The sequence below is a fragment of the Marinomonas aquimarina genome, assembly GCF_900089755.1.
Classification (GTDB): Bacteria; Pseudomonadota; Gammaproteobacteria; order Pseudomonadales; family Marinomonadaceae; genus Marinomonas; species Marinomonas aquimarina.
The window spans coordinates 1-19,625 of record NZ_FLOC01000003.1 but is presented as its reverse complement, the minus strand read 5'-3'; the positions used below and the strand labels follow the sequence as shown (position 1 = coordinate 19,625).

Annotated in this window: 14 protein-coding genes, 1 other RNA gene and 1 pseudogene; 8 read left to right on the top strand and 8 right to left on the bottom strand. The window is 46.7% G+C overall.

The window, feature by feature from the left end; translation table 11 throughout:
• Position 1 precedes the first annotated feature (1 nt).
• Positions 2-1,222 (bottom strand): ABC transporter substrate-binding protein, encoded by a 1,221-nt coding sequence (locus tag MAQ5080_RS03700; protein ID WP_067207465.1) that lies wholly within the window; start codon positions 1,220-1,222, stop codon positions 2-4.
• 163 nt (positions 1,223-1,385) lie between these two features.
• Here MAQ5080_RS03700 and MAQ5080_RS03695 point away from each other — a divergent pair, with 163 nt between their 5' ends.
• From MAQ5080_RS03695 to MAQ5080_RS03685, 3 genes are read left to right on the top strand one after another with little or no spacing between them, the layout of a single operon-like run.
• The gene (locus MAQ5080_RS03695) at positions 1,386-2,528 is read left to right on the top strand and encodes a succinylglutamate desuccinylase/aspartoacylase family protein (protein ID WP_067207468.1); all 1,143 of its coding nucleotides are present in this window, start codon (positions 1,386-1,388) and stop codon (positions 2,526-2,528) included.
• 23 nt (positions 2,529-2,551) lie between these two features.
• On the top strand, positions 2,552-4,846 hold the full coding sequence (locus MAQ5080_RS03690; RefSeq protein ID WP_231870801.1) for an ATP-dependent helicase: 2,295 nt from the start codon (positions 2,552-2,554) through the stop codon (positions 4,844-4,846).
• Between the two features lie 11 nt (positions 4,847-4,857).
• On the top strand, positions 4,858-5,814 hold the full coding sequence (locus MAQ5080_RS03685; RefSeq protein WP_067207474.1) for an isopenicillin N synthase family dioxygenase: 957 nt from the start codon (positions 4,858-4,860) through the stop codon (positions 5,812-5,814).
• Positions 5,815-5,893: 79 nt separating this feature from the next.
• Here the strand turns inward: MAQ5080_RS03685 and MAQ5080_RS03680 are convergent, their stop codons facing one another.
• From MAQ5080_RS03680 to MAQ5080_RS03665, 4 genes are all read right to left on the bottom strand, one after another.
• Positions 5,894-6,655, bottom strand: a complete 762-nt coding sequence (locus MAQ5080_RS03680) for an SDR family NAD(P)-dependent oxidoreductase (RefSeq protein WP_067207476.1) — start codon at positions 6,653-6,655, stop codon at positions 5,894-5,896.
• Between the two features lie 144 nt (positions 6,656-6,799).
• On the bottom strand, positions 6,800-7,573 hold the full coding sequence (locus MAQ5080_RS03675) for a class II glutamine amidotransferase (protein ID WP_067207479.1): 774 nt from the start codon (positions 7,571-7,573) through the stop codon (positions 6,800-6,802).
• A gap of 161 nt (positions 7,574-7,734) precedes the next feature.
• Entirely contained in the window at positions 7,735-8,139 is a 405-nt protein-coding gene (hisI, locus tag MAQ5080_RS03670) for a phosphoribosyl-AMP cyclohydrolase (RefSeq protein ID WP_067207482.1), read from the bottom strand.
• A complete protein-coding gene (locus MAQ5080_RS03665) occupies positions 8,136-8,999 on the bottom strand; it encodes a 6-carboxytetrahydropterin synthase (protein ID WP_067207486.1) in 864 nt (287 codons plus the stop codon). The genes hisI and MAQ5080_RS03665 overlap by 4 nt, the downstream gene beginning before the upstream one ends.
• A gap of 204 nt (positions 9,000-9,203) precedes the next feature.
• Here MAQ5080_RS03665 and ffs point away from each other — a divergent pair.
• Together ffs and MAQ5080_RS17555 are read left to right on the top strand one after the other, a co-directional pair.
• Positions 9,204-9,300, top strand: an RNA gene (ffs, locus tag MAQ5080_RS03660) — signal recognition particle sRNA small type.
• Between the two features lie 79 nt (positions 9,301-9,379).
• Positions 9,380-9,751: pseudogene (locus MAQ5080_RS17555) on the top strand (SDR family oxidoreductase).
• 65 nt (positions 9,752-9,816) lie between these two features.
• On the opposite strand, the gene MAQ5080_RS03655 reads toward MAQ5080_RS17555, so the two are convergent.
• The gene (locus MAQ5080_RS03655; protein ID WP_067207489.1) at positions 9,817-9,999 is read right to left on the bottom strand and encodes a hypothetical protein; all 183 of its coding nucleotides are present in this window, start codon (positions 9,997-9,999) and stop codon (positions 9,817-9,819) included.
• 372 nt (positions 10,000-10,371) lie between these two features.
• On the opposite strand from MAQ5080_RS03655, the gene MAQ5080_RS03650 reads away from it, so the two are divergent.
• Positions 10,372-10,830 carry an ATPase gene (locus tag MAQ5080_RS03650; protein ID WP_067207491.1) on the top strand — a complete coding sequence of 153 codons (459 nt, stop codon included), beginning with the start codon at positions 10,372-10,374 and terminating at the stop codon, positions 10,828-10,830.
• Positions 10,831-10,898: 68 nt separating this feature from the next.
• Here the strand turns inward: MAQ5080_RS03650 and MAQ5080_RS03645 are convergent, their stop codons facing one another.
• Together MAQ5080_RS03645 and MAQ5080_RS03640 are read right to left on the bottom strand one after the other, a co-directional pair.
• A complete protein-coding gene (locus MAQ5080_RS03645) occupies positions 10,899-12,059 on the bottom strand; it encodes an alpha-hydroxy acid oxidase (RefSeq protein WP_067207494.1) in 1,161 nt (386 codons plus the stop codon).
• 186 nt (positions 12,060-12,245) lie between these two features.
• Entirely contained in the window at positions 12,246-13,619 is a 1,374-nt protein-coding gene (locus MAQ5080_RS03640) for a diguanylate cyclase domain-containing protein (RefSeq protein WP_067207497.1), read from the bottom strand.
• 278 nt (positions 13,620-13,897) lie between these two features.
• Between MAQ5080_RS03640 and MAQ5080_RS03635 the strand changes: the two genes are divergently transcribed.
• Positions 13,898-18,259 carry a PAS domain-containing hybrid sensor histidine kinase/response regulator gene (locus MAQ5080_RS03635; RefSeq protein WP_067207500.1) on the top strand — a complete coding sequence of 1,454 codons (4,362 nt, stop codon included), beginning with the start codon at positions 13,898-13,900 and terminating at the stop codon, positions 18,257-18,259.
• Entirely contained in the window at positions 18,256-19,188 is a 933-nt protein-coding gene (locus tag MAQ5080_RS03630) for a GGDEF domain-containing response regulator (protein ID WP_067207505.1), read from the top strand. The genes MAQ5080_RS03635 and MAQ5080_RS03630 overlap by 4 nt, the downstream gene beginning before the upstream one ends.
• Positions 19,189-19,625 lie beyond the last annotated feature (437 nt).

Sequence of the window (19,625 nt, the reverse complement as noted above, 5' to 3'; positions counted from 1 at the left end):
CCTAGTTAGCGTAGCGTTTACGCCACTCTATTTCTAAGGCTTCCATCCATGAACTATGTGGCTCGGGTAAAGTAGTCCCGAGCTGATCAAGGCTTAGGGTTGCGATGCCTTGTGGTAACGCATCAAATGCAGCTTGTTGCTGGGGGGCTAGCTTGTTGTAATCCAATACGGTTAAGTCCCCCCACACGGTTGGGTCCTGTTTATAGGCTTGTGCTTCTGGTGAGAGCAAGTAATTGGCCACGATTTGAGCCCCAGCTGTGGCGCTGCTGTTGTACGGGATCGCCACAAAGTGGGTGTTACCAATGGTACCTTCAGTAAAGACGTAAGAGCGTACCGTGTCTGGCAAATTGCCTTGGGCGATATGTACTGAAGCGGCAGAGACGTCAAAGCTCAGAGCCACATCAATTTCGCGATCATCCAGAAGCCGCATCATCTCTTCACTGCTAGACGGGAAGGCTGTCCCACGACGCCAAGCGACTGGATGTAGTTGATTTAGAAAGCGCCACAGTGGCGCGGTCACCGCATCAAAATCCACCTGCTTGACGGGTTTAAGCAGCACCTCAGGGTTGATCGCCAATTCATGCAGTGCTTGCTTAAGAAATGTCGAGCCTAAAAATTGTGGCGGTTCAGGGTAGCTGATGCGCCCCGGATGGGCTTTGGCGTAGCTGAGTAATTCGCTCATCGAGCGTGGCGGGTTGTCTAAGGTATCCGTATCGTACATGAAAATGACTTGCGCCATGCCCCATGGAGACTCCATACCGTCCACAGCCGTGCCAAAATCTTGCGTTAAGCTTTGGCGCGCTTCCGGGTTTATGTAGGCTTGGTAATTAGGCAGATCATTGGCGAAAGGGCCGAATAAGAGATTGTTGTCTTTCATGGCGCGGAAATTCTCACCGTTAATCCAGATCAAATCCACTGAGCCATTCACATCTTTACCGGCGGTCTTTTCCGCTAATACACGACTGACGGTATTCGCTGTGTCTTGGATGCGCACATGTTTCAGGTGTACTTGGTAGTCTTGCTCAACGCGTTCGGCGACCCATTCAATGTAGGCATTGATGTTATCTGCCCCCCCCCAGGCATTCCAATACACGGTCTGACCTTTGGCCTCTTCGAGTATCTTTTGCCATGAATCGTTTGATGATTCAGAAAATGCCAATGGGCTCATGGCGAGACTGCTGGCCAGTAGGCACGAGCTAGAAAAGCGTAACAATGACTTCATCCAAGACTCCTTAGTGATCATGATCATGCATTAGACGTAAGGTAAGGTGTTTTCTTACAAGGATTTATTTTTTATTCGTCTATGCTTTAGCGTACCATGATGGCCAGCAAAAAATTTATCTGATTTTACATTTTCAGGTCTGTGATAAAGGATAGATGAGATCATGAGTTACCAGCTGTATTCTCACACTCTGCCGAGCGCAACCCCAGGTACCCAACGTATCCTAAAAGCCCATCACTTTGGTGAAGCGGGAGCTCGGCCCAAGATTTATCTGCAAGCTGGGTTGCACGCCGATGAGTGGCCGGGTTTTTTGGTACTGAATACCTTGATCAAAAAACTGATTAAGGCCGATGAAGACGGTCTGATTAAAGGAGAAATCATCATAGTGCCGGTCTCGAACCCGATCGGTTTGGGGCAAAACTTTCATGGCTATATCCCCGGGCGTTTTGCCTTTTCCGATGGTGGTGGCAACTTTAACCGCAATTGGCCGCAGTTGGGTGAAAAAGTCGAACGCCTGGTCAATCAGCAAATCACTGGGGATGTAGAAACCAACGTACAGTTGGTGCGTGATGCCATTCGCGAAGAGTTGATCGCCTTACCGGAATTGACCGAATTACAAGGCATGCGTAAAACCCTGTTGGCCCTTTCGATGGACGCCGATGAAGTCATCGATCTGCATTGCTCCGGTGAGGCCTGCATGCATGCTTACGTGGCGCAAGAATTTGAAGAATACTTTACCCCGTTGCTTGGGCTCATGGGGGCTAAGGTGGCCTTATCCGAGTTGGAAACGGGCGCCTTGTCCTTTGATGAAACCAATGTCAGCGTCTGGCGCCATTTGAAAACCCATTATGCACACCTTATGCCTTGGGGCTGCCGCTCTCTGACCTTAGAATTACGTGGCGAAAACGATATTTCCTATGAGCTGGCAGAGCAAGACGCCAGCGCGCTTATGAAGTACCTGACCTACCGTAAGGTGGTGAAGGGTAAAGCACCAAAAATTGATGCCAGCCAGGTGACGTTTTTCCCATTAGACGCGATGGACTTGGTCAAAGCCCCCATTGCCGGCATTGCCTGTTTCCATAAAGACTTAGGGGAAGCGGTGGAAGCGGGGGAAGTCATAGGTGAAATTGTCGATGTGATGGCAGATGATGTGACACAAAGTTCCTATCCCCTCATCGCTCGCGCCAATGGGGTGTTTTTCGCGCGTTTCCAGCGCCGTCTCGTGGCGTGCGGTGAGTCGATCGCGAAAATTGCTGGCCGTGAGCACCTTGCGTTCCGAGAAATCGGTCATTTGTTTGAAGATTAAAACGTCACAGATAGTAGGTGAACGTGTCTGAGTATTCTTATACCGCAGAACAGTCTGCGGTCATTCAGCATGATTTAAATGATCATGCCAAAGTCATTGCCGTCGCTGGGGCGGGCAAAAGTACCACCTTGATCGGTCGTATCCAGCATTTATTAGAGCAGGGCGTTGCCGCAGAAAAAATTGGCGTGTTTATGTTCAATAAAAGCGCCCAAGAAGAATTTAGCGCTCGCTTAAGCAAGGCCATGAGTCAAGTGGGTACGGCCCGCATTCCCAATGTGATGACTTTCCATGCCTTTGGCATGCGCTTAGCGAGGCGATTAGAACAGCGTCATTTGCTGCCGACGGCCAAATTGGTCACTGATGAGTTTTCCATGATCAAGCTCATTCGCGAAGCGCGGCATCGATTGATGCGTCAGAACTTAGAAGTGGAGCTGCATGACGAACGTGATTGGTTGGAAGACTTTTTGTTGTTTATCGATCAAGTCAAAGCCGCAAGTATCTCGGCTGCCGATGTCTTTGAGGCAGGTAATTGGTCGAAAGAATGTCGTCACTTCGTTGCCCTATACGAGCAGCTAGAAAGCCTGCGTAAACAGTCCAACTTACGCTTTTTTGCCGATCTGTTAGCGGATCCTTTTGCCCTGATTCAGCAATCCAATAGCGAACAGCTGAATGTCATTCAAACATTGGCGCCAGATTACCAGTACCTGCTGATAGACGAATTCCAAGACACTAACCCGTGCCAGTACGAATTGCTCAAGGCTTTGTATCAGCAAAGCGCACGCTGGATGATCGTTGGTGATGTGCAGCAATGTATTTATGAATGGCGTGGCGCGGCGCCGGAGATCATGGCTGAACAATTCGATCAGGATTTCGTGGCCGTCAGTACCTACCCCTTGGCGTGCAGTTTTCGCTTTGGTCACAGCATTGGCATGATGGCCACCTGTGTGGTGTCACAAAATCAAACTGAGCAGTTGGTCATTGGTCAAGGGGGGCAAACTGAAGTGGATTTCGCTCGCTCCAATTTGCCCGGTAGGGCCTTGCTGAGTGAGTTAAAAACTTGGCATGAGCAAGGCGGTAGTCTAGAAAATTGTGCCGTCTTGGTGCGTTTGTACAGCGATATGGTTCCGGTTCAGTTAGCGCTGATGCATAAGGGCGTACCGTACCAATTACACGGTGATTCGCCGCTGTTAGAGAACCGCCAAATTCGCATGTTGATGGCCTATTTGTCGGTGATGGCGGGTGGCTTAAACGATACCAGTTTGTTTTACGATAAAACCGATGTTGAGTATCTGGTAACAGTGCCGAATGTGACCAATGCCAGTGCCGATCGCACACGTTTATTGACCCAAGCACGGCAAAGTCCGCATATGATCCCAGAATTATTAGAGCGTATGGCGGAGCAAACAGAAGGTTGGAAGGCTAAGAAAATCGCGGATCGGGCTGACTGGCTACGCAGCTTGACGATGTACAAAAATGACCCTGCACAAGGTTTATTACAGACCTTAGATAAGCTGGGTATCTATCGTTACTTTGAGCATACCAGCAGCAGGGACATTCAAACCCAAGAAAAAATTGCCACCTGCGAAGCTTTTTTGAGTTATGTACGCGGCATGGCTAGCGATGCCGGCGCTATTATTGCACAATTGGTCAAATTAAATGAGCAGGACCAGCAGCATACCCATGGTGTGCACTTAATGACGATTCACAAATCTAAAGGTTTAGAGTTTGATTTGGTGATGATGTCAGGTCTGCAAGAAGGGCGTTTCCCTTACTATGATGACGATTTAAGCAGCATTGATCGACAAGCAGCGGCGGAAATGCAAGCCGAGCGTCGTTTGTTCTATGTGGCCATGACTCGCGCCCGTAAACGCTTAGTCTTCTTAGAAAGCCCTGCTGGTGAAGACGTGCGCCGCCTCAGTAAAGGGGGCCTGCTGGCTGGCGCGGCTCGTTCGGGTAGCATGAGTCGCTTTGTTTACGAAGCTCAGCCGGTACCGATCCAAAAAATGGGGCACCACTGGGACGATAAGGCGCCATTGGAATTGACGGCTGACTTAGATGAACCGCTGCAAAAGTATTTGGCTGAGTTAGGGGATGACGCACCAAACGTGACTTTTAAACAAACTGATACAGCCGTCAAAGGTGAGCTTAAGGCGGGTGATAAAGTGCGTCACGAACAGTATGGGCAAGGGATTGTCGTACGCCAAGAAACCACTGGGAAACGTATGATTTTTGTCGACTTCGCCGAAGAAGGCTTGAAGCGCTTTAACCCTAAGCACACACGGTTAGTTCGGCTAGCCAATCGCAATAATGAAGCATAACCGGAGCAACAATGGGCATTCCATTAATTGATTATTCGAAACTTACCAGTCCAAATAATGCGGTACGTGAGAAAGAAATACAATTTCTAGATACTGCGTGCCGTGAAATCGGTTTCTTCTACCTTATTAATACCGACATCGACAAAGCGTTAGTTAAGCGCATTATGAAAGCGGCTAAGCGCTTTTTTGATACGCCACTAGAAGACAAACTTAAAATCGATATAAAAAACAGCATGAACCATCGTGGTTATGGTGGTGTCGGTGAAGAGCAACTGGATGAGGTCAATAAGGCGGATTGGAAAGAAACGTTCGATATGGCGCTGGATTTGCCAGCTGACCATCCGTTGGCTGCCAAGTACCCGAAAATGTACGGCCCTAATCAGAACCCAAGTGATCCGGTAGTGTTGGAAACCTTACACGATTACTATGTGACAGCATTCAGTGTGGCACAAAATCTATTGATCGCCATGGCCGAAGCGCTGCAATTGGAGAAGGACTTTTTCACCAAGTGCTTTAAAAATCACGTCACAGTTCTGCGCATGATTCACTACCCGCCACGTCCCAACGATGACCATGATAACGGTGCCGGTGCTCATACGGATTATGGTTGTGTGACGTTACTGCTGCAGGATGATATCGGTGGTTTGGAAGTCAAGCATCGTAATGGTGAATGGCTGCAAGCGACGCCTATGGAAGGCTCCATTGTGGTCAACATTGGCGACTTGATGCAGCGTTGGACCAATGATGAGTACGTCTCGACGGCCCATCGAGTTCGAGCATCACAAACCGGGGTGCACCGTTATTCGTTCCCATTCTTTGTTGAGCCGGATTACGAAACCACGGTGGCCTGTGTGCCGACTTGCCAAAGTGCTGAAAAACCAGCGAAATACGAGTCGATTTACAGTGGTGACTGGATTCAGTCGCGCTTTGATGCGACCTATGCCTATCGTGAAAAAGAGAGCGCTTAGTTTTCACGTTAGCGGTAAATGAAAAAAGCGCCGTTTCGTAAGAAAGGGCGCATTTTTATGGGTTGGCTAGCGTCGTGCGTTATTGCGCTAAATAGCCACCGTCCACAGGATAGTAGGCGCCGTTACAAAAAGATGCGGCATCGCTAGCCAAAAAGGCGACTAGGTTGGCGACTTCTTCTGGCTTGCCGAAACGTTTCATGGCGTGTTTCGACGCCAACAAGTCGAGTGTTTCCTGATCAAGTAAACCTCCTTCAACCATATTGGTATGAATAAAGGCTGGACCAACGGAGTTGATGCGAATACCCTGCTCTGCGAATTCTAGCGCGGCGCTTTTCGTCAGACCAACCACCGCGTGCTTGGCGGCGACGTATTCCGAGCCCATTGCAAAACCGACTTGGCCTAAAATCGATGCCATATTGATGATGCTGCCAGATTGAGACTGCTTCATGTATTTTAACGCGGCACGTTGACAGTAGAAGACACCATCCAAATTGACCCCCGTGACCTTATGCCATTCTGCATCGCTCAGCTCAGATACGTCTTTCATATTGGCACCAATGCCAGCGTTATTCACCAGAATGTCCAAGCGCCCAAATTCCTCTACGGTCACGCGCATTGCGGCGTCAACGGAAGAAGACTCAGTAACGTCGACTTCAACAGTAAGAATCTGGTCTTCGAATTCAGATAGGTAGTCTTGGGCTTTTTGCAGGTCATCTTCGTTTAAATCCCATATCGCCACTGCCGAGCCTGAACGGGCTAATACTTCGGCACAGGCCAAGCCAATCCCTGCAGCGCCACCAGTGACTACGGCAACTTTGCCAACTAGATCGAAATCTACCATTTCTGTTCTCCTAATAGCTAATGCAATACTTTGCAAGATAGTGCATGTTTATGGCATTCGCGTGATTTCTTTTGCGATGTCATAGGTTTTCCGCGCTCTCATTGACAAGTGTCGTGTGTTATTCAGATTTCTTATGACACCGACTTAACCGTCCAGCGTAAGTTCATCGGTGTGATAGTGGTCGATCCCTACTTTTACCATGTGCCCAGACTCCACCAATTGCCAGCCATGTCCGGATAAATCCAAAGGCTCGGAACCGACGACAACGTGCTCACCAAATTGCTTGTAATAAAGTGAGGGGGCGTGCTCATCACTGGAGAATCGGACTGCCCACATATCGCGACCATTCGAAAGCATGCTGGTAAATCGCAGTGGCTCTTGAATGCCTTTATCACGCATCAAGTTAAGGATCTGTTGCAAAGTGGTGTTTACCGCCGCAACAGGGTCCCGGTCTAAACCATTTGCCACCATTAATAGAAAGATGGCTTCAGAGTCGGTGCTGCCACGACGGTGATTGTAAAGATGCTCTGGAATCCAGCGATCTATTTGCCAGCGTACTTGCTCGTATTGGCCGATTTGACCGTTGTGCATAAATAGCCAGTTTTTATAGCCAAATGGGTGACAATTAGAGCGGGCGGTGGAGGTACCCGTTGAGGCGCGAACGTGCGCAAAGAACAAGCCACTTTTAATGTGTCGAGCCAAGCTTTTTAAATTGCAGTCGCTCCAAGCAGGCAGAATCTCATGATACTGTCCCGGTTCTTCCCGTTCATCGTACCAACCTAGGCCAAAGCCATCGGCGTTGACGGTTACTTCGGATTTGCGAGCGCTAAGGCTTTGATGGATTAAGGAATGATCGGGCTCAAATAACCATTGTTCTAAATAGACCGGACTTCCTTGGTAGGCCATCCAACGACACATATCAACTCCAAATAAGGCTAAAGCAGAGGCAGCAGGAGGGTACGCTCCTGGGGGGTAAGGTGTCTATTACACCTTAAAGCAGCACTGCTTGCTAGTTAGATGTGAGGGAAGGGAATAAGAAGCCCACTTTTTACAGGAATGAAGTGGGCTTAGGTATGGGCTTATTGTGGGTCAGAGTCGATGCAAACTTTGCCGTCTCTGACTTCAAAGAAGAAGCAATCACGACGGTTCGTGTGACAAGCAGGTCCTTGTTGATCCACTTGTAGCAGGATGGCGTCGCCGTCGCAGTCAAATGCCATTGAAACTAGGCGTTGACGGTGACCTGAACTTTCGCCTTTACGCCAGTAGGTTTGACGAGAACGGGACCAGTAGCATACTTGGCCAGTTTCTAGGGATTCACGAATCGATTTCTCGTTCATGTAAGCCAGCATCAATACTTCTTTGGTGTCGTGTTGCTGGGCAATGGCTGCAATCAGGCCATCTGCATCGGTTTTCAGGTTGGCTAGCACTTCATCAAGCGCTAACTCGCTTCCTTTTGGCAACATTTCAAATGGCTTTAAACTCATTTTTCAATCCTTACTTCTGAGATGGCACCTTTACCAATGCCTTCAAAGGCGTGCACTTCGATGCTGTCGCCGATATTTTCTTTTGCGAGTTGCTCTGCAATGTGGGCAGACAAAGACTCAACGGTGGTGTCGCAGGCCAGCATGTACACTTGTGGGCTGCGGATAATCAACTCAAACAAGCCTTGATTGGCGGCGTAGCTGAAGTGATGGTAGCGCTCACCTTGTTCTTCGATGATACCAATCAGATCTTCTTGGGTGCCCAAGTAAATGTCATGCCAGCGTTCGGCCCAATCTTGTTCGAGAGTGCGATCACGTTCACCATTACGATAAATTTCAATGACAGAGCGGTGACCATGGGCAATGCGTTGACAGTTGCCGCTGTGTTTTTTCAGGCCATGGCTGTATTGGTAGTGGGCTTCATCGGTCGCCTCCGGTTTGAAGCGAACGGAGACCGCTTCCAACTCGGCAGGCAGAAGGTTTAAGATCTGTTGCTCGACCCATTTAGCCGCTTGCTCTGGTGTAATTTCCGCCATCGGCAACTGTGCGATCGCTTGGCTCGGCGCCACGCACTCAAAACGCTGACCATTGTCGTGCGCAAAGACAAAGCGCAGGCGTTCATCGTCTAATGTCACCAGCTGCGTATTAGGGTGTTGTGCCGGAACCGCAAGGGTGTGGTCCAAATGCGCGTCCAGCCATTGCTTAATCATCTTTTTCACAATGCTGAAATCACACACCATGCTTTCATCGTTTAGCTTCCCTGTTAGCACGATATCGGCTTGCCAACTTTCTCCTAATAGCCCGCGCGCAGGGCAGAAGTATGAAAGGTCGACGTGGGTTAAGTTCTTAACAAACAGCTTCAACGATATATCCTCAAAAAATGGCTGGCGGCTATGTTACTAGAAGCAAACAAGGATACCAACGTCCGCAAACAAAAGGTGTCAAATAAAACACAAATCTATAAAACAGATCTAAGTGACTGAAAAATATAAGACATCTGTTGCACTTTTGAATTGGGTGCGTATAATGGCTCGCCAAGGTCATCGGGACCTCCTCTATGGTGTCTCCGCTGGTCCCCTCGCAACGATAAACCGTGAATCTGGTCAGGTCCGGAAGGAAGCAGCCACAGCGGTGGACTCGTGTGCCGAGGTGAGGCTGGTGGAGATGCCACCTTAATTTCCCTTTTCTGTTTTACTTTTCTCTCACACTTTATTTAAACCACTTCTGTCTATTTTTGCTTTGAATGCTATTAGGCTCATTTGCAAATTTTTGGCGTCTTAGGTGGCTCCCCTTTTGCTATCTTGCTTTACTTCTGCTTGACCGACACATGGCTAATTCGGCTTCCAAAGCGGTCATATTGGGGGTTACCAAGACTTGGGCCCGAGAACTGGGCGGCAAGGGAATTCGTGTGAATACGGTGGTGCCAGGCGCAGTGGCGACAGAGATTTTACAAACGGTTCCTGAGTCTATTTAGCAACAGATAGAATCGTCCTGCTGGCAAAAACGTATTGGCAAACCCGAAGAGCTGGCCAATGTGTATGCTTTTTTTGCGTCAGATGAGGCCAGTTATGTGAATGGCGCAACGCTAGAAGTCAGCGGCGGGGTCTCTCTTTAATAAGTAGGGGGAGTTTTTTGTCTCCCCCAAATAATTAAAAGCGTCTGCATTACCTGTCTAATTACTTAATGCAGTATGCCAATTAAGGCACTAATCGCGCCCGATGAGCCAGCAATCACTGCAGAGACGGTAGCTGTTGTTTGCATTTCCGGTGTCTTAAATCCAAACACCAACATGGCGACCACTGCAACTAATGAAACAGCGGCTAGCATGTTCTGCAACTTGTCTTGTTTTGCTTGTTCTTCCATGTCTCAACTCCTGCGCTTTACTTAAGAAACTGGGTTCAGTCTAAACCTATGGGGTCATGGAAGGTCTGATTTACAGCAAACAGTGGTCGAAAAAATAGGCCTATAAATACCTTGCGGTATTGATTGTCATAATGGCTCAATACAAGTCAGATCACCTTAGATGTGCCTATCTTCACGTCATGTTCACCCAGTATCCTTGCCACGACGCTCCCTGCTAGACTTGTTGAAATAGCAATTCAGAACCATACTCATGCTTATAAAGTAGGCAGGTGTCCAGTGACAATTTCCGGTGAGTATCAAGGCAGATAGATTAGCCGCTTTATTAACGCCTGAGGCAATCCAATTCTCTTCACCATAAGCGAGGTGAGTAGCATGGCAATTGAGACATTAAGAGATGTATTAAGTTGGACAGAGACCTTTCATAGTCAGCTTAGCAAGTGCTTATCCGACTGTGCCCTTATCAGTAACGATGAGCGAGCTAGGATGGTACTAAACTATTTGTCAGAGCATGAGCAACAACTCACTAAGGTGATTCAAGGCTTTGAACTTAAGGGTGAAGAAAAAGTACTCAATACTTGGTGCTATGAATATGTTCAAAAATACCCGATCACTCAGTCTAAGCATTGTGATGAGCCATTTGCTAGCCTGAATGCACAGCAGATTATGGACTTGATTATCGATCAGCATCAGCAAGTCGTTGAATTGTATCGCTACTTAGCTTCCAGAGCGGAAACCACGTCTACGATGGAAATGTTAAGTGCATTAAGCTCCATGGAAGAGCATGAAATCAAACGCATGGTGCAATCATCCAACCGTTTTTCAGATATGTAGGGCTGCGATTGAAAAGCATCAGCCTGCTCTGAGGCAGGCTAATTGCGAGTTATGGAGACGGTTGTTTTTCAAACGTTGGCAAAGCTATCTTTTCTAAATACGATGTCTTCACGACCTATATGGCTAATATCACGGTGGCCGATAAATGCCATAGTGAGCTCGGCTTCTTCATGGAAAATTTGTAGCATTTTCGAAACACCTTGTTTGCCCATGGCGCCTAGCCCATACACCATGGGACGACCGACCATGACACCTTTGGCGCCAAGTGCTTTGGCTCGAATGATGTCTTGGCCACTGCGGATGCCACTGTCGAGCCACACTTCCAACTGATCGCCTACTGCCGCGACAATTTCAGGTAAGGTGCTGATGGTGGAGCGTGTGCCGTCTAATTGGCGACCGCCGTGGTTGGACACGACGATGGCGTCAGCCCCCAGTTTCACGCACTCCTTAGCATCTTCAACTTCCATGATACCTTTGATGATCAGAGGTCCTTGCCACAGGTCGCGGAAGTAACGAATGTCTTCCCAGCTTAGCTTGATATCAAACGAGCCGGCCGTCCATTTCATAAGGTCATTCATATCATCGACGCCCGTTGCACAGCCTTGAATATTACCGAATTGACGATTCTCAGTTTTTAACATATCTAGCGCCCAGCGCGGACGTCGTGCGATGTCGATAATGTTGGGCAGGGTAAGGCGAGGTGGCGCTGTCATACCATTTCGATGGTCAGCATGGCGTCGACCAATCATTTGTAGATCTAACGTTACCACTAACGCTGAACAGCCTGCGGCTTTCGCACGATCAATCAGTTTTTTGGTAAATTCGCGGTCTTTTTGCACATAGAGCTGAAACCAAAATGGCTTTTGCGTTTTTGCAGCCACCGCTTCAATTGAACAAATACTCATAGTCGATAAGGTAAAAGGTACACCAAATTCTTCGGCGGCTTGTGCGGCGAGAATTTCGCCGTCAGCGTGCTGCATGCCAAGTAGGCCGACAGGCGCTAATGCCAGTGGCATTTTGACATCGTGGCCGACTAGCTGGCTTTTCAAAGAACGCGGCTCAAGATCACGGGCGACACGTTGCCGAAATAGAATCTGCCTGAAATCAGATTGGTTCAAAGCTAAGGTTTGTTGTGCCCATGAGCCTGATTCACAGTATCCCTGAAACATTTTTGGGACCCGCTTATGGTATAAACGCTGTAAATCACTTAGTTCGCAAATAAGGCTCATTTTGTACTCCATGCAATGAAACGAATTAGGCTAAGGAAGTTAACATAAGTTGCTGATCAGGCTAATAGTTTTGGCGAGAGTTAAGACTAAAGTACGGCTTGGCACCTAGGTTTGTGGGATGAAAATCCACCTAGTATTAAAACTGCTACGGTGGATTTAGACGCAGAGTGTCATGAGCTTTGCTCGCTAAATCACGAAATCAGAATCGCTTTTTGCGCTACGTGTTTTATGCTCTTGCTTTTGTTGGTACATATCCATGTCAGCCTCAGCGAGTAGTTCGTCTTCCGATTGGCCTCGATATAGAGCGCTACCGATACTAAGAGAAATGTAGAGACTTTCCTTTTTCCAGTGGAAGATGTTCTCATCAATGGCGTGATGGATACGTTGGATAGCCTTTTTTGATGCCTGTTGGTTATCTGCCTTATCTAGGATAATGACAAACTCATCCCCACCTATTCTCGCCACGGTGTCACAGCTATCCAGTGACAGTTTCAAATGTTTGGCTAGATAGCGTAGTAAGTCGTCTCCAGTGTCGTGACCCAATTGATCATTTATCGTTTTAAAGCCATTTACGTCAATATTGAGAATAACAAAGGGGCCATCACTTTTTGACTTCTTGATCCGCTTTGCCAGCTTGTTAAAAAAGAAACGGCGATTGGGAAGGTGGGTTAGGTCGTCGAGCAGGGAGATTTTATGGGCGACGCGATAGGCTCTAAATAAAATATAAATGGACAAAAATAGTACGATGGCACCAATCAGTGCAAACAGCTTGGTGATGTTCTCCGCTTGTCTAACCTCGGGCAGATCCCAGTAATGCAGTTTGCTGGCCAGCTGCCATTGAGTGTTAGGTAAGTGAATGGGTAACAGTACATCCGCTTCTTCAAAAGCTTTCAGGTCACCATAGATGAGTTGCTGCTCACCGTCTAAATTCGTTCGCGTGAGGGCAATGTCTGCGTATTGGATCTCATTTAAATTGCTACTAAAAATGATTTGATCAAAGTTTAACACCACACTGACCGTCCCCCAATAACGTTGATTGATGGGGCGATCAAGGAAAATAGGATAACGGGCAATGATGGCCTGACCACCTTGCACCAATTCCAATGGCCCATCTAGATAGACGGATTGTAATTCTTGAGCTTTGGCAACGGCCGCGTATTGGTGAGGAACTTTTCTGAAATTTAGGCCAATGGCTGCTTCGTTGCCTTCTAATGGGTAGATATAGCGAATCACATCCTCCGGTGCGACACCGATATTTCGAGTGTGAGTCGACTTCTGAATAAACTGTCGTGCCAGTGTTTCCCACTCACGTTCAACAATGGTTGGATCGTACTCAAGAATGAGTGATAGGGCATCCGCGATATAAATATCTTCATAGATTGTGGCTTCGATTTTAGATCGGGAGATGGCGATATCGCTTTGTAGCGCGTTTCTATGATCCTTGATGGCTTCTCGGGCAGCAATATTGCCTAAATATTCGATAACAAAGAGAGCGGCTCCCCAGTAAAGAAGCGCAAACAGAAGAAAAGCTTTAACTCTATGGTCTTTTAAATTATGCATTGTTGAGGAGTTAAATAATCTTATTAAATCATATCTAATATAACCCTCTAGCAAAATTGTCGGCACTTTATAATTGTGAAGAAATGTACCCTACCATCAGTCTTATTGGCATGATTTACAACTTATGCGCATCGTGAAGTAATATTTAGATTCGCGGTTTTTCGTCATTAAGCACTGTCTGTGGATTCAAAAAGTTACCATTTGTACACAGCACGGAACATACTGAACGCTATCAACAGGTTAGAATATTTCTCAAGTTAATTCGTTTGAGCTCAAATATGAAGAAAGTAAGTGTTTATAAAATGCTGATTTCATTATCCTTTGTCTTTGGGGTGCTAAGTTTTGGCTACGCCATCTACAAGGCGAACTATCAGCAACTATCGAACCAGCTGACTACATCTTTGCAGCATGAGGCGAATGCTCATGTCGATTTCATTGCGGCCAAAATTGATGATCTTAAAGGCGATATTGCTATATTGAGTATGGCTCCGCCTATTCAGGGGATTCAACGCGCTGTGAAAAATGACGGCATTGACCCACTTGATGGCAGTACGGCAGCCATGTGGCAGAGCAGATTGCGCTCAATTTTTCGATCTTACTTACAAGCCAAAACCAGCATCACCCAAATTCGCTATATCGATGTGCGAGAAAATTGGCACGACCTAGTGAATGTCCAGAGAGAGGCGGCCAGAATAAATCTTCCAAACACTAGGTCTGGGCTTTCACAAAAAGAACGGGCGTTTTTTACTCAAGTCATAGAGGCGCCTACCAATGAAGTATTGGTTTCTGGCGTATTAAAGGGCATCGAAAGCGCTCTTAATAAAAGATTGCTTATCGCTGTGACATCCCATGATGACCAAGGTACTTTGTTTGGTATCATTGTCATCGATGTTGATGTTTTCGTATTGCTAAATGGTCTAAATAATTCGATCAGCAATGATGTTGGGCTCCATGTGCTGGACAATCAAAGTGGTCTTTTATTTTCTATTGCAGATAAAGTAACGGATCACTCGGGGTTACTGAATGCCATTTTAAAACTGCTGACCCAGCCAAGCTTTCTGCATGGCCGCACAACATTTACACTCTCTGATGAGCACTTTTTAAGCATTGTGCTTGCTAAGGAGGATCATGAGGCACGGCTGCACTCTTTAAACGATGCTTTGACGGCAATGTCTGCATTGTTTGTGTTAGCGGTTATTTTTTGGGTCATTTATTCTCTGCAGCGTAAAAATGCTAGACAGCAAGCAGCGTTGACGATTAATGCCTCTGAAAACGCCGCGATTATCAAAAGCTCGCAGGATGCCATCATAGTGTTAGCAACGGATGGGGTGATCAAAAGCTGGAACAAGAGTGCCGAGCAGATGTTTGGCTACAGTGCTTCAGAGGCTCTGGGTAAGAGCTCGTTCGATTTGCTCGGCAGTCAAGAAGGTGAAGATGAAGAAGAAACTATCCGTTATAAGCTTCTGTTAGGGAAAAATGTTAAGCCTGTTGAAACTACCCGAAAACATAAACAAGGGCATGATATCACCGTCTCCCTATCTGCTTCTGCTATCCGTAATGAGCGTGATGAAATCGTAGGTATCTCTGAAATCATTCGTGACATGACCGAGTATAAAGCCATTACTAAAGAGATAAATGATTTGAACTTATCTCTACAAAAGCAGATTGAGGATAGGACCCGTGAACTGAGGGAGTCTTATTCGTTACAAGAAGCGATCTTGAACACGGGTGAGAATATGGTCATTGCCACGGATTTAGACGGAGTAATCACCCATTTCAATCCGGCAGCGGAACATCTGTTAGGTTATTCAAAAGAAGAGGTGGTTGGTAAATGTACCCCAGCGATCTTCCATGATGAGACTGAAATCGTGGTTCGAGCAAAAGAGCTGAGCAAAGAGCTGGGAGCGATTGTCGAGCCTGGTTTTGATGTATTTGTGATCAAAACTCGAATGGGACTGAAAAACGAACATGAGTGGACTTACATCACTAGGCAGGGAGCACGGGTGCCGGTGTATTTGTGTGCCTCGGCTTTTTACGATGAGCGAGGAAATATTACTGGCTATTTAGGCATGGTCACTAACATTTCCGAGTTAATGGAACAGCGGCAGCAGTTAGTCGCTTTTAAAGATCAACTCACTAAAGCATCCGAAATTGCAAACCTAGGTATCTGGAGCTGGGACCTTAGTGATAATTCCATTTATTGGAATCCTAAAATGTATGAAATCTATGAGATGGGTGAGTCCCAACCAGTAGAATTTGATGCTTGGGTGAATATGGTGGTGGATTCGGACCGAGAACGTGCGCTGAATCATTTCCAAGAGATGATAGACGGGCATAACGAGGCAGACATCATCTTTGATGTAATGACAGCAACCGGCCAACGTAAGACGATACATGCAACGGCCTCCTTGGAAAAAAACAGTCATCAGGACTGCATTACCGTGATTGGTATCAACCAAGATGTCAGCCAGCAAGTGCGTTATGAGAATGCTCTGAAAGAAGCCAAAAATGCCTCGGATTTAGCCAACCGCACCAAGTCAGAGTTTGTGGCCAATATGAGTCATGAAATTCGTACGCCTCTGAATGCGATGATGGGGATGTTAAAGTTGATGCGTCGTACTGAATTAAATACGCGACAGCAGGATTACATCGAGCGCTCTGAAAATGCAGCAAAATCCTTGATGGGCATTTTGAATGACATCTTGGACTTTTCGAAAATGGAAGCAGGACGACTGGAGCTGGATCCGCAGTCGTTTAATTTAGCCGACTTTGTTGAAGTTATTATCAGCATTTTACAAGGCAGCGCAGGCAATAAGGAGGTCGAGCTAATCGTTGATCTTGATCCTCAATTGCCAGAAAACATTGTATTGGACTCATTACGATTACAGCAGATTGTGTTAAATCTCGTCGGTAATGCCTTGAAATTCACGTCTCAGGGAGAGGTCATTTTTAGACTAAAAGCGCTGAACTCTGAATTGTTATTAGGCATTGAAGATACGGGGATTGGTATCGAACAAGACAAACAAAAACGTTTATTTCAGGCCTTTTCACAAGCGCAAGCTTCTACTGTACGAGAATATGGTGGCACAGGGTTAGGCTTGATTATTAGCAAACGTTTGGTCGAGTTGATGGGGGGGAGCATTTCCTTTAGCAGTGAGTTTGGCACAGGGACTCAATTTAACGTGGCTATTCCCTACAGCTTACCTGCTGATCGTTTAGATTCGCTAAGCACCGTAGCGAAGCGTTTAAATGTCTGCCTTGTGCATGAGAACAATAATGCTCGAACAGCTCTAGAGCATGCGGTTGTTGGGGCTGGTTGGAGTTGTCAGTCGTTAGAGGGCGTCGATGCTTTGATGACACTATTACAGCAGGGGGCGAGTGCAGACGATCCGTTCGATTTAATCTTGTTCGAGCAAACGCTGCTAGATGCTCATGAGGGAGCTCTAAACCAGGTGTCCGAGCAGTTGAACAAGCAGGGTTTTACTGGTCAAATCGCTGTATTATCGAATGAAAACGATAAACAGCAAGCGCTCCAACAGGGTGTGCTTAGTATCCTAAAACCGGTAACGGCAAAACGCTTAATGCACCTTGCCGGTGAAGCAGATTTGTTACCCGACACGATCAGTGTTGCAGAGGAAAAGTCCGTGCTACCGTTACAGGGAATAAGGTTACTTCTGGCTGAAGATAATGCCACCAATCAATTGATTGCTAAAGAGTTACTGCAATCGGAAGGGGCGCAGGTTGTGATCGCAAATAATGGCCAAGAGGCCGTTGAATTATTCCATGAGCAAGCCTTTGACCTGGTGTTGATGGATATTCAAATGCCAGTTATGGATGGCTACGATGCGGCAAAAGCGATCCGCCGAGTTACGGATGACACACCAATTATCGCCATGACGGCTAATGCCTTAACGTCGGATCGCGAATTGGCCCAAGAGGCGGGTATGAATGCCCATGTCAGTAAGCCATTTCAAATTGAACATCTTGTCGATACGATCTTAGAGAACTTGTCTAAGCAAGAGCAGAACACAGGTGTTGCTCCCTCCCAGACAGGGCCAAGTGCGGCCGAATTACAGACCTTAGATCCTGATAGTGCTTTGTTACGTATGGGGTCTAATCATGAGCTGTACTTGGCCACTCTGCGTGCTTTTCTAGTAGAGTCTGAGACGTTAATTGAAGGTCTTCCCACAGTGCACGATCAGGCTGATTTAGAGATCCTAGTGCGAAGCGCACATTCAATAAAAGGGTCTGCGGCGACCATTGGTGCAGAGGTGTTAAGTGATGTGGCATACCGCTTAGAAGTCGCCTTGCGATCTTCTGACCGTTCGGCTTATCAGCTGATCAGGTGTGAGTTAGATCGCGCTTATCAAGGGGCAATGGTTGCTATTAAGGCGTTTTTAAACCAAAGTAATGTCAAGCTTGATTCATATGTTGATAGCCCAAGTAGTAACGCAAATGAGCCATCACTGGAGGGGCTTATTGAGCTACTTGAAAGTTCCAACATGCAGGCAATAAAGGTGTACGAGGATATGATCGCACAAGCGGATCCAGCAACCGTTTCAGCATTGCAAGGAATTCGAAATGCGATACAAGAACTCGATTTTAAAGCGGCGGCTGACGGGCTGAAGAATGTTGCATGAGGATCGAAATGATGGCGCTATTTGACTTCCAGCTGGCAAATGTATTGATTGTGGACGATCAGGTATCCAACATTCAACTGATCTATCAGGTACTGAAGGATGATTATAATGTCTACATGGCTCGCTCTGGCACTGAGGCAATCGACCTAATTAAATCAAAGCGCCCCGATATTATTTTGCTGGATGTCTATATGCCGGAACTGACTGGATTAGAGCTGTGTCAAATCCTTAAGGCAGATCCCTATTACAGTGATATCCCGATTATTTTTATTACCTCTTTTACCGACCCAGCGCAGGAGGTGGCGTGTTGGGAAGCTGGGGGCGTGGACTTTGTACAAAAACCCATCAATCAGCTGACTCTGTCGAGGCGTGTTAAAGCGCACTTGACGCTAAAGTTTCAAGCGGATGTTCTTAAGCACATAGCCAATTTAGATGGCTTAACAGGGATCTATAATCGTCGTTATTTAGATGAGCAAGGTGCTGCACTTTTTTGTCATAGTCAAAAGCAAGGGGAGGCTTTTAGTGTGGTGATGTTTGATATTGATTATTTTAAAGGGTTCAATGATCAATACGGGCACCTTATGGGTGACGATTGCTTGAAAGCGGTCGCACACTGTATCAAAGGCTTGGTGAGTGATGAAAAAGAGATTCTGGTGCGCTACGGTGGAGAGGAGTTTATTTTATTAATTTCAGGTAAGTCCAAGCAACAAGTGGGGCGTTTGGTCGATACTATCTGCCAAGCTGTGTCAGCTCTTAAAATCCCCCATGAATCTTCCGGCTGCAGCGATTTCGTGTCGTTGAGTGCGGGTGGACTTGTTTGTGAGCATCCCGAGCGGGTCGAATTAAAGTCTTTGATTGAGCGCAGTGATGTCTTACTTTATCAAGCTAAGTCTGAAGGTCGTAATCGAGCGGTTATAGAGAGCGTTTAAAGAGGGTGTGTGCCGGTGTCTTTATATAAGACCTTTTTTTGACTAGGGTAAATATTTTGTACCTTTCAATTCAGTATAGATCTACCTTCTAGTCGTCATCCTTTAAGCTTCTTATTCAAAAGTAGTTATGCAAATCACTCAGTTAATTTCATCATAACTATGCCAATGGGATAACAGTCAGCTTTTATCTGTTAAATTTAATCGAGCGACTGGGAATCTGTGTCAGCGCATGGGAGTTCTAAAACAGTAAATGAATTTATGTTTTAGAAGAACAGCGAGGGAATGATCTATTTTAAAGCCGCCCTAGAGCCAGGGCTCGAGCATACTTTGTTCTCTTTTTAACCAAACAATAATTGAGCACGATAATCATCGCTCCAAGTAGCTCTTTTTAGCTTCTGCCGTTGGCTCGGGGAGTCATCATTACATTGCCTAAGTAT